The sequence below is a fragment of the Micromonospora parva genome (assembly GCF_040649675.1).
GTDB lineage: Bacteria > Actinomycetota > Actinomycetes > Mycobacteriales > Micromonosporaceae > Micromonospora > Micromonospora parva.
In genome coordinates this window covers 112,641-126,542 of sequence record NZ_JBEZFX010000008.1, presented here as the reverse complement: position 1 = coordinate 126,542, position 13,902 = coordinate 112,641, and the positions used below count along the sequence as shown (strand labels likewise).

Genomic DNA, 13,902 nt, shown 5'->3' with positions numbered 1-13,902 from the left:
CGGTTAGGGTGTCGAACACACGTACTGCTGACGGTTGGGGAGGGGGCGGCGTGCGCGTGCTCGGTGTCGACCCGGGTCTGACCCGGTGCGGGGTGGGTGTGGTCGAGGGTGTGCCCGGCCGGCCCTGCACCCTGGTCGCCTACTACGTGGTCTACACCGACCCGGCCGACGACCTGGCGCTGCGCCTGTTGCACCTGGACCGGTCGCTGACCGAGTTGGTGGCCGAGCACCAACCGGAGAGCGTCGCCGTCGAGCGGGTGTTCAGCCAGCACAACGTCCGCACGGTGATGGGCACCGCGCAGGCCAGCGGCATCGCCGTGCTGGCCGGGGCGCGGGCCGGGCTGCCGGTGCAGACGTACACCCCGAGCGAGGTGAAGGCGGCCGTGACCGGGTCCGGTCAGGCCGACAAGGCGCAGATGACCGCGATGGTGACCCGGCTGTTGCGGTTGGCCGAGCCGCCGAAGCCGGCCGACGCCGCCGACGCGCTGGCTCTGGCCATCTGCCACGTGTGGCGCGGCGGGACCCGCTCCAAGCTGGCCGCCGCGGCCGACCGGGCACGACGAGGAGGAGCACGATGATCGCCAGCGTGCGCGGCACGGTGACCGCGACGGGTCCGGACCAGGCCGTGATCGAGGTCGGTGGGGTCGGGCTCGCCGTGCACTGCGCCCCGGGGACCCTCGCGGAGCTGCGGGTCGGCCAGGTCGCCCGGCTCGCCACCAGCCTGATCGTGCGGGAAGACTCACTGACCCTGTACGGCTTCGCCGACGACGACGCCAAGTCGCTGTTCGAGCTGTTGCAGACCGCCAGTGGGGTCGGCCCGCGGCTGGCCCAGGCGGTGCTGGCGGTGCACACCCCGGACGCGGTCCGCAAGGCGATCGCCAACGCCGACACCGCCGCCCTGACCCGGGTGCCCGGCATCGGCAAGAAGGGCGCGGAACGCCTGGTGCTGGAGCTGCGCGACCGGATCGGCCCGGTGCCGATCGGCGCCGACGGGTCGGCCGGGGTGACTCGTGGCAGCTGGCCGGAGCAGGTCCGGCAGGCCCTGGTGGGGTTGGGTTGGACGGCCGGCCAGGCCGATCAGGCGGTGGCCGCGGTGGCGGAGTCGATCGAGGGTGAGACCCCGCCGGTGCCGGTGCTGCTCAAGCAGGCCATCCGGCTGCTGGGTCGGACCCGATGAGCGCGAGGAGTGAGCCGGGTTTGCGAGCCCCGCAGTCGCGATTGAAGGCAGCCCGATGAGCGCGAGGAGTGAGCCGGGTTTGCGAGCCCCGCAGTCGCGAATGAAGACGGCCCGATGAGCGAGACCGAGGGGCTCGTCTCGGCGTACGTCAACGACGCCGACCGGGACGCGGAGGCCACGGTACGGCCGAGGCGGTTGGCCGAGTTCATCGCCCAGGACCGGGTCCGCGACCAGCTGGACCTGTTGTTGCAGGGCGCCATGCGGCGGGGTTCGCCGCCGGACCACATTCTGCTCTCCGGCCCGCCCGGATTGGGTAAGACGAGTCTGGCCAATATCGTCGCCGCCGAGTTGGGCGCGGGTATCCGGGTGACCAGCGGTCCGGCGATCGAGCGGTCGGGTGATCTGGCGGCGATCCTGACCAGCCTCGCCGAGGGCGACGTGCTCTTCATCGACGAGATCCACCGGATTGCGCGGCCGGCGGAGGAGTTGCTGTACAGCGCGATGGAGGACTTCCGGGTCGACGTGGTGGTGGGCAAGGGTCCGGGGGCGACGGCGATCCCGCTGGACGTCGAGCCGTTCACCCTGGTCGGCGCGACGACCCGGTCGGGCCTGCTGACCGGGCCGATGCGGGACCGGTTCGGTTTCGTCGCGCACCTCGACTTCTACTCGCCGGCGGATCTGGAGACGCTGCTGCACCGTTCGGCACGGATCCTGGGGGTGCCGATCACCCCGGAGGGCGCGACCGAGATCGCCGGTCGGTCCCGGGGTACGCCGCGGATCGCCAACCGGTTGCTGCGCCGGGTCCGCGACTACGCCGAGGTCCGCGCGGACGGGGTGGTCGATCTCGACACGGCCCGCGCCGCCCTGATCGTGTACGACGTGGACGCGCTGGGCCTGGACCGGTTGGACCGGGCGGTGCTGACCGCGTTGGTCGACTCGTTCCGGGGTGGCCCGGTCGGGTTGTCCACCCTGGCGGTGGCGGTGGGGGAGCAGCCGGACACGGTCGAAGAGGTCTGCGAGCCGTTCCTGGTGCGGGCCGGGCTGTTGGCGCGTACGCCCAGGGGGCGGGTGGCGACCGAGGCCGCCTGGCGGCATCTGGGGCGCACACCACCGAATGGTACATTTGGTGTAGATAGTCCACCTGTGCCCGATCTGTTCTCGCTGGATGCCGAACAGCCGTGATGTGAACGTGATCTGTGCCGCATTCGGCGTTCTCAGGTGCAGGGTTTAGACTTCGCCGCGGTCTGTACAGGACGTGAGAATCCGCCTCCGCTCCGGCACCCACGGTGCCGGGCAGGCGGCCAATGGGAAGGTCAGTAACCGTGCAATTGGCAGCAGCGGGTGGCGGGGCCGGCGGTTTCACGCCGATCCTGATGATCGCCCTGCTCTTCGGCGTCATGTACTTCATGATGATCCGACCCCAGCAGAAGCGCCGCAAAGAGGCAGAGGCGATGCAGTCCAACCTCGGCCCCGGCGACGAGGTCGTGACCATCGGCGGGCTCTACGGCACGGTCACCGGCATCGAGGACGACACCGTCCTGATCGAGGTCGCCCCGGGCGTGCAGACCCGCTACGCCCGCCCGGCCATCGCGCGGGTGGTCACCCGTGCCGAGCTGCCGAGCGAGCCGGTCACCGAGGACGCGGACACCGCCAAGGACTGACCCCTCCCCCCGGGAGCGGCGAGTCCGGCGTACGGCCGGTCGACCCGGCTTCCGGGTCGTCGCGCCCCGACGGGGCAGCGGGCGAGACGTGAAAACTGGATAGTTGGGTCGACGTCGGGCGTCGACACGTTCCGGTGGCCGTCGGCGTTCCGCGCCGGGGGGCCCGGTTCTCGTGTCGGCATCTCGTCGACTCAAGGCAGACCCGTCGGGCGGGACCCCCGGCCCGACACCGCCGCCGCTGCGACAGCGGCGCGACCGTACAGGGAGACAGGACAGCCGTGGCACCACCTCAGGGACAGATGCGCCCCGGGCGGCAGCTCGCCGTGCTCGGGTTCATCTTCGTGGTCCTCTATCTTTTGGTGTTCTTCGCCGGCGCCAGCGGCAGTTGGAAGGACCGGCTCGAGCCCAAGCTCGGCCTGGACCTCATCGGCGGCACGCGGGTGACACTGGAGGCGACCAACAGCGTCGACGGCAAGCCCCCGACGGCGGAGAACCTCGAGGAGGCCCGCGAGATCATCGAGAGCCGGGTCAACGCGTTCGGCGTGGCCGAGGCCGAGGTGGTCACCGAGGGCAACCGCAACATCGTCATCTCCCTGCCCGGTGAGAACCGCAACCTCGACGACGTTGGCGAAGCCGCCGAGCTGCGCTTCCGCAAGGTGCTCAAGGCCGCCTCCGGCAGTGGTGTGGCCGAGGCGCCGCCCGCCGCCACGCCGACCCCGTCCGGCAGCGCCGCCCCGACCGGCAGCGCGACCCCGTCCGGCGCCGCGACCCCGACCCCCACGGGCAGCGCCTCGCCGAAGGTGACCTCGTCGCCCAGCGGTGGTCAGGGCGGGATGGCCCCGGCGTCGCCCAGTGCCACGCCGACTCCTTCCGCGTCCGCCTCGGCCTCGCCGAGCGCCGCCGCGCCCACCGCCAGTTCGGAGCCGGTGCCGGCCAGCGTGGAGGAGCAGCGCAAGGCCGTCGAGCAGAAGGTCGGCGCCGCCGCGTGGCAGGCCGCGAACGGGCTGCAGGCCCCGGCCGACCTGACCGCCGACCCGTCGCTGGCCGAGAAGCTCAAGCCGTTCGGCACGCTGTCTCCGCAGGAGGTCGCGGTGCTGCCGGCGCAGATGCAGTTCAACGTGCCGACGATCGGCTGCGCGCAGCTCGACCAGCGCCCCCCGGCGTCGATCTCCGACCCGAAGCAGCAGGTGGTCTCCTGCGAGGACGGCGCTTCGAAGTACCTGCTCGACCAGGCCAAGGTGCTGGGCACCGACGTCTCCGACGCCGATGCGGTGCTCGACCAGACCAACGCCTGGGTGGTCAGCCTGGACTTCACCGGCGACGGTCAGGGCAAGTGGACCTCGCTGACCCGTGAGGCGTTCAACAACGAGGGCCAGGCCTGTGACGCGACCGCGCTGGGCCAGGACGGCAAGTGCCGGGTCGCCGTGGTGCTGGACAACGAGATCGTGTCCTCCCCGGAGATCCAGGGTGTGCTCACCGGCAACTCGCAGATCACCGGCCAGTTCACCCAGAAGGACGCCAGCACCCTCGCCGGCCAGCTCCGCTACGGCGCGCTGCCGGTGACCTTCGAGCAGCAGGAGGCGCAGAACGTCACCGCCACCCTGGGCGCCAGCCACCTGCGCGCTGGTCTGCTCGCGGCCGGCATCGGCATGCTGCTGGTCATCATCTACGCGTTCTTCTACTACCGGCTGCTCGGCTCGGTCATCTTCCTGAGCCTGATCCTCTCCGCGCTGCTGGTCTTCGGCGCGCTGGTGGTGCTCGGCCGGCAGATCGGCTTCACGCTCACCCTCGCCGGCATCGCCGGCATGATCGTCTCGCTCGGTGTGGCGGCGGACTCGTTCGTCATCTACTTCGAACGATTGAAGGACGAGATCCGGGAGGGGCGCAGCCCGCGGAGCGCGGTGCCGCGTGCCTGGATCCGGGCCCGTCGCACGATTATCTCGGCCAACGCGATCACCCTGCTCTCCGCGGTGGTGCTCTACGTGGTCTCGGTCGGCACGGTCAAGGGCTTCGCGTTCGCGCTCGGCCTGGCCACCGTTCTGGACCTGGTGGTGGTGTTCCTCTTCCGTCACCCGATCATGACGATGTTCGCCCGGACCCGGGCGTTCCTGTCCCCGCGGGTCAGCGGTCTGGGCCGGGCGCTTCCGGCCCGCAACCAGCCGACTCAGCCCCGCAACCCGCGCGCCAAGGAGGCCTGAGATGGCTGAAAACGGTCTGGCGAGCCGCCTCTACAACGGCGAGGCCGGTCTCAACATCGTCGGCCGGCGCAAGCTCTGGTTCGGCGTCGCCGGGGTTCTGATCCTGATCGCGATCCTCAGCTTCTCGATCCGCGGGTTCAGCCTGGGCATCGAGTTCGCGGGCGGCAACTCGTTCCAGGTGCCGGCCAGCGTCGGCACCCTGGACGACGCCGAGCGGGAGGTCAACTCGGCCCTGGCCGCCGAGAACACCGGTGTCACGGTGGCGACCACGCAGAAGGTCGGCGGCCCGGGCGGCGACTCGTACGAGCTGCGCACGCCGCAGCTCACCGCCGAGCAGGCCACCGCGGTCAAGGCCCAGATCGCCGAGGACCTCGGCATCAACGCCGACCAGATCAGCAGCAACCAGGTCAGTGAGGCGTGGGGCAGCCAGGTCACCGAGCGGGCCGTGCTCGGTCTGGTCATCTTCATCGCGCTGGTGATGGTCTACCTGATCCTGCGCTTCGAGTGGCGGATGGCCGTGGCCGCGGTCGCCTCGCTGATCACGAACCTGATCCTCACCGCCGGCATCTACTCGCTGGTCGGTTTCGAGGTCACCCCGTCGACGATCATCGGTTTCCTCACCATCCTGGGCTTCGCGCTCTACGACGTGGTGGTGGTCTTCGACAAGGTCCAGGAGAACACCCGGGGCATCACCGCCAACAACAACCAGACGTACGGCGAGGCGTCCAACCTGGCTATCAACCAGAGCCTGATGCGGTCGTTGAACACCTCCGTCGTCGCTCTGCTGCCGGTCGGCGGTCTGCTCTTCATCGGTGCCGGCCTGCTCGGTGCCGGCACGTTGAAGGACCTCGGTCTGGTGCTGTTCGTCGGTATGGCGGTGGCGTTCCTGACCTCCATCCTGGTGGCCACCCCGCTGCTGGCGCTGCTGAAGAACTACGACCCGCGGATCCAGGCGCACAACAAGCGCGTCCTGAGCCGGCGGGGCGCTGTCGCCCGCGGCGAGGTCCCCGGTAAGGGCGCCGCGAGCCCGGCCGCCCAGGCCGTCGCGTCCGACGAGCCGGTCGACCAGGACGCCGCCGCGCTGGCCGGTGCCGCCCCCAAGGTGGGCGCTCGGCCGGCGGGCAAGCGCCCGACCGGTGCCCGGGGCGGTCGCCCGGGTGGCGGCGGCAACCGGCCGGGTGGCGCCAAGCGGCGCTGACCCGACAGGAAACACCCGAACGGCGTCCGGCATGCTGTTGCCGGACGCCGTTCGTCGTCGAAGGAGAGCGAAACAGCCGTGACGGAGACCCACAGCACCGCAGCGCGCGGGGACAGTGGCCCGGAGGCCGCCCGACTGGTCGCCAGCCGGGTGCTGGACGTGCCCGACTTTCCCAAGCCGGGCGTCTTGTTCAAGGACCTGATGCCACTGTTCGCCGACGGCAAGGTCTTCCGTGAGGTGATCGACGGGATCGTCTCGTACCACGGGCGGGAAGCCTTCGACGTGGTGGTCGGCATCGAGGCGCGTGGGTTCGTGGTCGCGGCGGCCATCGCGTACGCGACGGGGGTGGGCGTGGTGCCGGTACGCAAGGCCGGCAAGCTGCCCCGCCCCGCGCACTCGGTCTCCTACGCGCTGGAGTACGGCGAGGCGACGTTGGAAGTGCACGAGGACGCCTTCACCGCCGGGCACCGGGTGTTGGTGGTCGACGACGTGCTGGCCACCGGTGGCACCGCCGAGGCGACGCTGGACCTGGTCGAGCGGGCCGGTGGGACCGTCGCCGGCTTCACCGTGCTGCTGGAGCTCGGTTTCCTGGGTGGACGTGAGCGACTGGCGCCGCGTCCCGTCCACGCCCTGTTGACTGTTTGAGCCGGTCGGTACCCGGCTGACCGTTTGATCCCGGACCTGTCGGATGGACCCGGCGCCGACCGTCCGGCGGAGCGGCAGGGGACCGTCCGTGCGGGTAGCATTGCCCTTTGCTGACGCCGGCGGTACCCCGTCCGGCGGGCGAGACCAGGTCGGCCGATCTTCGGCCGGCGTGTTTCCGGCGAGCGGTGAGGAGGCCGGTGTCCCACGATGTCGTCCCTCCGGCGGAGGGCACGGTGCACCCGACAGGCGACGCTGACGGCTCGGTGACTGACCGGACAGGCGACGCGCCGGCCCGGGTGACGGGCACCGGCAACGGCTCCGGCAGGGCTTCCGGCGAGAGCCCGGTGCGTCCGACCAGCGGCCCGCCGAGCGCCGAGGCGTCTCCCGGCGCCGACGGTGTCGTGGTGCCGTTCCCGAGCGACGCCGGCATCGACCCGTCGCCCAGCGGTGGCTTCGGGCTGTCCAACGCGCCCACCGGCCGGCGGGTCCGGGCCCGGCTGGCCCGGTTCAACGCGCCCTGGCAGACCTCTCAGGTCAGCGAGGTGCTGGAGCCGCTCATCGCGAGCCACCGGGACAACCACCCCAAGGCGGACGCCCGGCTGCTCCAGCGCGCCTTCGACACGGCCGCCCGGTGGCACTCCGGGCAGTACCGCAAGTCCGGTGACCCGTACATCACCCACCCCCTCGCCGTGGCGACGATCCTCGGCAACCTGGGGATGGACACCACCACCCTGGTCGCCGCGCTGCTGCACGACACCATCGAGGACACCGAGTACACCCTCGACCAGATGCGCGCCGACTTCGGCGGCGAGGTCGCCCTGCTGGTCGACGGCGTCACCAAGCTCGACAAGGTCAAGCTGGGCGACGCGGCCAAGGCCGAGACGATCCGCAAGATGGTCGTGGCGATGGCCAAGGACCCGCGGGTGCTGGTGATCAAGCTGGCCGACCGGCTGCACAACATGCGTACCCTGACCTTCCTGCCCCGCCCCAAGCAGGAGCAGAAGGCCAAGGAGACGCTGGAGATCCTCGCGCCGCTGGCGCACCGGCTCGGTATGAACACGATCAAGTGGGAGCTGGAGGATCTGTCCTTCGGCACGCTCTTCCCGAAGCGCTACGAGGAGATCAACCGGCTGATCGGGGAGCACCAGCCGCAGCGCGAGGCGTTGCTGCGGCAGGTGACGCAGAAGGTGCAGACCGACCTGAAGGCCGCCAAGATCAAGGCGGAGACGACAGGTCGGCCGAAGCACCTCTACTCGATCTACCAGAAGATGATCGTGCGGGGTCGCGACTTCAACGACATCTACGACCTGGTCGGTGTGCGCATCCTGGTCGACACGGTTCGCGACTGCTACGCGGCGCTGGGGGTCATCCACGCCAACTGGCAGCCGGTGCCGGGCCGGTTCAAGGACTACATCGCGATGCCCAAGTTCAACATGTACCAGTCGTTGCACACGACTGTCATCGGGCCCACCGGCAAGCCGGTGGAGATGCAGATCCGCACGTACGCGATGCACCGCACCGCCGAGTTCGGCATCGCCGCGCACTGGAAGTACAAGGAGCACAAGGGCACCCAGATCGTCGGCCCGCCGGCGCACATCGACGAGATGACCTGGCTGCGGCAGCTGCTGGACTGGCAGCGGGAGGCGGCCGACCCGAGCGAGTTCCTGGACGCGCTGCGCTTCGACCTGTCCAGCCAGGAGGTGTACGTCTTCACCCCCAAGGGTGACGTCATCCCGCTGCCGACCGGTTCGACACCGGTGGACTTCGCGTACGCGGTGCACACCGAGGTGGGGCACAAGTGCATCGGGGCGCGGGTCAACGGCAAGCTGGTGCCGCTGGAGTCGACGCTGTCCAACGGCGACGTGATCGAGATCTTCACGTCGAAGTCCGAGACGGCCGGCCCCACGCAGGACTGGCTGGGCTTCGTCAAGAGCCCGCGCGCCCGGACGAAGATCCGGCAGTACTTCAACAAGGAGCGGCGCGAGGAGGCGATCGAGGCCGGCAAGGACGCGATCGTCAAGGCGATGCGCAAGCAGGGCATGCCGTTGCAGCGGATGCTCACCTCCGACGCGCTCATGTCGATCGCCCGCGACCTGCACCTGGCCGACGTGGCCTCGCTGTACGCGGCGGTCGGCGACAGCCAGGTCTCCGCGCAGTCGGTGGTGCAGAAGCTGATGGCCGCGTACGGCGGCGAGGAGGGTGCGGCGGAGGACATCGCCGAGACCGCCGTCGCCACCCGGCCGCCGCGCAGCCGGCAGAGCAGCAGTGACCCGGGCGTGGTGGTCCGGGGCGTCAGCGACGTCTGGATCAAGCTGGCCCGGTGCTGCACCCCCGTGCCTCCGGACTCGGTGTTCGGCTTCGTCACCCGCTCCGGCGGGGTGAGCGTGCACCGCGACGACTGCGCCAACGCCGAGGACCTGCGCGCGCAGAGCGAGCGGGTGGTCGAGGTGAGTTGGAAGCTCACCTCCGCCTCGACGTTCCTGGTCGCCATCCAGGTCGAGGCGTTGGACCGGCACAAGCTGCTGGCCGACGTCACCCGGGTGCTCTCCGACGAGCGGGTCAACATCCTCTCCGCCACCGTCACCACCACCCGTGACCGGGTGGCGGTGAGCCGGTTCAGCTTCGAGATGGCCGACCCGAAGCACCTGGGCCACCTGCTGGCCACGGTCCGCAAGGTCGACGGCGTCTTCGACGCCTACCGGGTCACCTCGGGCGCCTGACGCCGTACCCCGAACACGACAGCGCCCGCCGGCTCAGCCGGCGGGCGCTGTGTCGTCTGCGCGGGTGTCAGCCCTGCGGGTTGCTCATCGCGAGGTCCTTGATGATGACCTCCTTCTTCGGGTGGCCGCCGCCGGCCTGCTGGGCGAACGCCCCGTCGTCGCCGGCCTTGGCCACGTCCTTGACCAGGTCCAGGCCGCCGGTGATGGTGCCCAGCACCGTGTACGCCGGGTCCAGCGGAGAGTCGCCGTAGACGATGAAGAACTGGCTGCCGGTGCTGCCCGGCTGGCCGGAGTTGGCCATCGCGATGACACCCTCCGGGTACGGCGGGCGCTTGTCGGTGGGCAGGTTCTCCTCGGGCAGGCGGTAGCTCGGGCCGCCCTGGCCGTCGGTGTCCCGCCAGCCGTTGCCGGTGGCGCTGGGGTCACCGCACTGCAACACCTTGATGCCCTCGGTCACCAGGCGGTGGCACTTGGTGTTGTCGAAGAAGTTCTTCTCCGCGAGGTAGGTGAAGCTGCCCGCCGTGCACGGCACCAGCGACCGGTCGACCTTGGCGGTGATCGGGCCGAGGTTGGTGTCGATCGTCATGGTCTGGATGCCCTTGGCGGACTGTTCGTTGCTCGGCAACCCCACGTCCTTGATCTGCGGTGGCCGCTGCTCGGTGGGCACCGCGTTGAACGCGCACTCGGCCGCGCCGGGCGCCGCGGTGGTGGTGTCGGGCTTGTCGTCGTCGCCGCCGAGGCTCACCGCCAGCCAGACGGTGCCGGCGACCACGAGCACCAGCGCGGCACCCGCGCTGACGATCGCCGTCGTCTGCCGGCGCTTGCGGGCCTTGGCCGCGCGCTCGGCCATCTCCTTCTCGAGCCGGGCGCGGGCCGCCGCGCGCTGCCGCTCTCTGGTGGACGTCACGCCTGGATCCTCCTGGCTGTCTGCTGCTGAGTGCCGCTTGGGTGGGTGGTGGCGCCCGGTCAGCCGGCGCTCGGGCTGCTGGCCGGGGTGCCGGAGGCCGACGGCGCCGGTGCCGCAGCGGAGACCGGCTCACCGACCGTGAGGCTCTGGATCGTCACATCGGTGCTGGGCTTGACCTTCGCCCCGGTCCCATTGTCCACGGTCGGGAGGGCACCGATCTTCTCCACCACGTCCAGCCCGCCGGTCACCCGGCCGATGACCGGGTACTTCGGGTCGGTGGTGGTGAAATCCTTGAAGAAGATCAGGAACTGGCTGCCGTTGCTGCCCGGCGGGTTGGAGACCATCGCCACAGTGCCCTTCGGGTACGTCGGCGGCTGGTCGGGGGCGGGGGTGGCCGACGGTGACGCCGACGGCACGGTCGGCAGTTCCTCGTCGTAGAACGAGTAGGTCGGCCCACCGAGGCCGGTGCCGCTGGGGTCGCCGCAGCGCAGCGCGCCCTCGGTGGTGATCTCGTGGCACTTGGTGTTGTCGTAGAACGACCGGCTCGCCAGGTGGGCGATGCTCGCCGCCGCGCACGGGGAGTTGGTGAGGTTCAGCTCCGCGGTGATCGGCGCGCCCTGGTTGGTGGTCACGGTCATCGGCCGGGTGCCGTCGGTGGGCAGGTCCTTGGTGGCCGGCGTGCCGACGTCCTTGAGGTTGGTGTTGGCCGTCGCGTCCTGCGGCGTCCAGAGGCAGGTTTCCGCCGCGGCCGTGTTCTGCTTCGGGTCGGAGTCGAACGCCCCGAGCGCCCAGGCCGAGCCGGCCACTACCAACACGAGGATCAGAGCGGCGCCGACTCCGGCCTGGATCTGCCGTCGGCGCCGCGTAGCGGCCGCCCGGCGAGCCAACTGCCGGTCGAGCTTGGCCCGTGCCAGTTTGCGCTGCCGGTCCCTGCTGGAAGCCACCAGTGCTCCCCTTTCCTCTACCTGGTCGTCGCCGGCGGCCGGTCGCCCCGGCCCGTCCGGGCGTCACGTGTGCCGCGCCACACGCCCGCCAGAGTGTACGGCTAGTGACTGGGAATGTGGTGTACGAGGTCCGCCCCGTCCCGAGCAGCGCTTATCGGAGATCGTCACTGTGCCCTGCGGGGTGCCGGGGACGGACGCGGCAAACCGGCTGGGCGCGCCCGATAGGCTGCGGGGCAGGACGACAGCTGCTCGACGGAAAGGACAGCGCCAGTGCTCGTGGCCGGCTTTCCCGCGGACGCCTTCGGCACCAACTGCTACGTGGTTGCCACCGCGCCGGGGGAGCAGTGCGTGGTGGTCGACCCCGGCATCGGGGTGCTCGGCCGCCTCGACGCGCTGCTCGCCGAGCACCGCCTGCATCCGGCCGCCGTGCTGCTCACCCACGGCCACCTCGACCACACCTTCTCGGTAGCGCCGGTCTGCGGTGCGCGCGGCATCACCGCCTACGTGCACCCGGGCGACCGGGAGATGCTGGCCGACCCGGCCAAGGGCCTCTCGGCCGACCTGACGTCGCTCTTCGGTGGCCGGTTGAGCTACACCGAGCCGGAGGACGTGGCGGAGCTGACCGACGGCGCCACCCTCACCCTCGCCGGCCTGGAGATCGCCGTCGACCATGCCCCGGGCCATACCGGCGGGTCGGTGCTGTTCCGGCTGCCGGGCGCCGGGTCGGGCTGGGAGGCCGACGAGCTGTGCCTCTCCGGTGACGTCCTCTTCGCCGGGTCGATCGGCCGCACCGACCTGCCGGGCGGGAGCATGCCGGCCATGCTCAGCAGCCTGCGCGACAAGATCCTCCCGCTGGCCGACGACACCGTCGTGCTGCCCGGCCATGGCCCCAGCACCACCATCGGCCGCGAGCGCGCCAGCAACCCGTACCTCATCGAGGTGGCTGGCACGTCGCCGGCCGCTCCCACCCGGGGCCTCTAGATCTTCGTCCGCGCCACGCGCGGACCCACGACACCACCGCGCCACCGGCGCGGAACCGCAAGGAGTACGCCGATGAGCAAGCCCACGCCCATCTCCGGCTTCCCGGAGTGGACCCCCGGTCAGCGGATGATCGAGCAGTTCGTGCTCGACAAGATCCGGGCCACCTTCGAGCTGTACGGCTTCGCGCCGCTGGAGACCCGCGCCGTGGAGCCGCTGGACCAGCTGTTGCGCAAGGGCGAGACCTCGAAGGAGGTCTACGTGATCCGGCGGTTGCACGCCGACGCTGAGGGCCCGGCCGGTGACGACCAGCTCGGCCTGCACTTCGACCTGACAGTGCCGTTCGCCCGGTACGTGCTGGAGAACGCCGGCAAGCTTGCGTTCCCGTTCCGCCGCTACCAGATCCAGAAGGTGTGGCGGGGTGAGCGGCCGCAGGAGGGTCGCTACCGGGAGTTCGTCCAGGCCGACATCGACATCGTCGACCGGGACACCCTGGCCCCGCACCACGAGGCGGAGATGCCGTTGGTCATCGGCGACGCGCTGCGGTCGTTGCCGATCCCGCCGGTGACCATCCAGGTCAACAACCGCAAGATCAGTGAGGGTTTCTACCGGGGTGTCGGGCTGACCGACCCGGAGGCCGCGCTGCGCGCCGTCGACAAGCTCGACAAGATCGGCCCGGCGAAGGTGGCCGACCTGCTCGCCCAGACCGCCGGGGCGAGCGAGGCGCAGGCCAAGGCGTGCCTGGCGCTGGCCGAGATCTCCGCCCCGGACGCGTCGTTCGCCGACGCCGTTCGGGCGCTCGGGGTGAGTGACCCGCTGCTCGACGAGGGCATCGAGGAACTGATCCGGGTGGTGGAGACCGCCGCCGCACACTCGCCCGGGCTCTGCGTGGCGGACCTGCGCATCGCCCGTGGCCTGGATTACTACACCGGCACCGTCTACGAGACCCAGTTGCGTGGCTACGAGCGCTTCGGCTCGATCTGCTCCGGCGGCCGGTACGACAACCTGGCCAGCGCCGGTGCTGTCTCGTACCCGGGGGTGGGGATCTCGATCGGCGTGACCCGGCTGCTCGGCCTGCTCTTCGGCGCGGGGGCGCTGTCGGTCTCCCGGGAGGTGCCGACCGCCGTGCTCGTCGCGGTGACCAACGAGGAGCAGCGGGCGGCCAGCAACCGGGTGGCGGAGGCGTTGCGGCGGCGCGGGGTGCCGACCGAGGTGTCACCGAGCGCGGCGAAGTTCGGCAAGCAGATCCGTTACGCCGAGCGGCGGGGGATTCCGTACGTCTGGTTCCCGGGCGTCGACGGAGCGCCGGACGAGGTGAAGGACATCCGCTCAGGTGAGCAGGTCACCGCCGCTGCGCAGGAGTGGATGCCCCCTCTGGAGGACCTCAAGCCGACGGTTGGGTGAGTCTCTCCACTGGCGCTGACGGCCGCGGGGACCTACGGTAGCGTAAGTTACGCCACCGTAGGGAGTTTCT

The 13,902-nt window shown here is 70.8% G+C and carries 12 protein-coding genes; 10 read left to right on the top strand and 2 right to left on the bottom strand.

Annotation, left to right across the window (positions count from 1 at the left end; translation table 11 throughout):
• The first annotated feature begins 50 nt into the window (after positions 1-50).
• From ruvC to AB0C03_RS20965, 8 genes are all read left to right on the top strand, one after another.
• Positions 51-578 (top strand): crossover junction endodeoxyribonuclease RuvC, encoded by a 528-nt coding sequence (gene ruvC, locus AB0C03_RS21000; protein ID WP_030336959.1) that lies wholly within the window; start codon positions 51-53, stop codon positions 576-578.
• On the top strand, positions 575-1,177 hold the full coding sequence (gene ruvA, locus AB0C03_RS20995) for a Holliday junction branch migration protein RuvA (RefSeq protein ID WP_030336961.1): 603 nt from the start codon (positions 575-577) through the stop codon (positions 1,175-1,177). Before ruvC ends, ruvA begins: the two co-directional genes overlap by 4 nt.
• A gap of 114 nt (positions 1,178-1,291) precedes the next feature.
• Complete coding sequence (gene ruvB / locus AB0C03_RS20990; RefSeq protein ID WP_030336964.1) at positions 1,292-2,359, top strand: Holliday junction branch migration DNA helicase RuvB; 1,068 nt, start codon at positions 1,292-1,294, stop codon at positions 2,357-2,359.
• 140 nt (positions 2,360-2,499) lie between these two features.
• Positions 2,500-2,838, top strand: coding sequence for a preprotein translocase subunit YajC (gene yajC / locus AB0C03_RS20985; protein ID WP_030336965.1), 339 nt, complete (start codon positions 2,500-2,502; stop codon positions 2,836-2,838).
• 278 nt (positions 2,839-3,116) lie between these two features.
• Entirely contained in the window at positions 3,117-5,036 is a 1,920-nt protein-coding gene (gene secD, locus AB0C03_RS20980; RefSeq protein WP_030336966.1) for a protein translocase subunit SecD, read from the top strand.
• Position 5,037: 1 nt separating this feature from the next.
• Positions 5,038-6,234, top strand: coding sequence for a protein translocase subunit SecF (secF, locus tag AB0C03_RS20975; protein ID WP_030336967.1), 1,197 nt, complete (start codon positions 5,038-5,040; stop codon positions 6,232-6,234).
• Positions 6,235-6,312: 78 nt separating this feature from the next.
• Positions 6,313-6,879 (top strand): adenine phosphoribosyltransferase, encoded by a 567-nt coding sequence (locus tag AB0C03_RS20970; RefSeq protein WP_030336968.1) that lies wholly within the window; start codon positions 6,313-6,315, stop codon positions 6,877-6,879.
• A gap of 197 nt (positions 6,880-7,076) precedes the next feature.
• Positions 7,077-9,599 (top strand): RelA/SpoT family protein, encoded by a 2,523-nt coding sequence (locus AB0C03_RS20965; RefSeq protein ID WP_030336970.1) that lies wholly within the window; start codon positions 7,077-7,079, stop codon positions 9,597-9,599.
• 67 nt (positions 9,600-9,666) lie between these two features.
• Here the strand turns inward: AB0C03_RS20965 and AB0C03_RS20960 are convergent, their stop codons facing one another.
• Positions 9,667-10,506, bottom strand: coding sequence for a peptidylprolyl isomerase (locus AB0C03_RS20960; protein WP_210866852.1), 840 nt, complete (start codon positions 10,504-10,506; stop codon positions 9,667-9,669).
• 59 nt (positions 10,507-10,565) lie between these two features.
• Positions 10,566-11,450 (bottom strand): peptidylprolyl isomerase, encoded by an 885-nt coding sequence (locus AB0C03_RS20955; RefSeq protein ID WP_210866853.1) that lies wholly within the window; start codon positions 11,448-11,450, stop codon positions 10,566-10,568.
• Between the two features lie 270 nt (positions 11,451-11,720).
• On the opposite strand from AB0C03_RS20955, the gene AB0C03_RS20950 reads away from it, so the two are divergent.
• On the top strand, positions 11,721-12,431 hold the full coding sequence (locus tag AB0C03_RS20950) for an MBL fold metallo-hydrolase (RefSeq protein WP_030336975.1): 711 nt from the start codon (positions 11,721-11,723) through the stop codon (positions 12,429-12,431).
• 72 nt (positions 12,432-12,503) lie between these two features.
• Positions 12,504-13,832, top strand: a complete 1,329-nt coding sequence (gene hisS / locus AB0C03_RS20945) for a histidine--tRNA ligase (RefSeq protein WP_357638453.1) — start codon at positions 12,504-12,506, stop codon at positions 13,830-13,832.
• The last annotated feature ends 70 nt before the right edge of the window (positions 13,833-13,902 follow it).

Bases quoted from the DNA above. Each gene is read 5' to 3' on its own strand.
- ruvA (WP_030336961.1), top strand. From the start codon at position 575: ATGATCGCCAGCGTGCGCGGCACGGTGACCGCGACGGGTCCGGACCAG.
- ruvB (WP_030336964.1), top strand. From the start codon at position 1,292: ATGAGCGAGACCGAGGGGCTCGTCTCGGCGTACGTCAACGACGCCGAC.
- secF (WP_030336967.1), top strand. From the start codon at position 5,038: ATGGCTGAAAACGGTCTGGCGAGCCGCCTCTACAACGGCGAGGCCGGT.
- hisS (WP_357638453.1), top strand. From the start codon at position 12,504: ATGAGCAAGCCCACGCCCATCTCCGGCTTCCCGGAGTGGACCCCCGGT.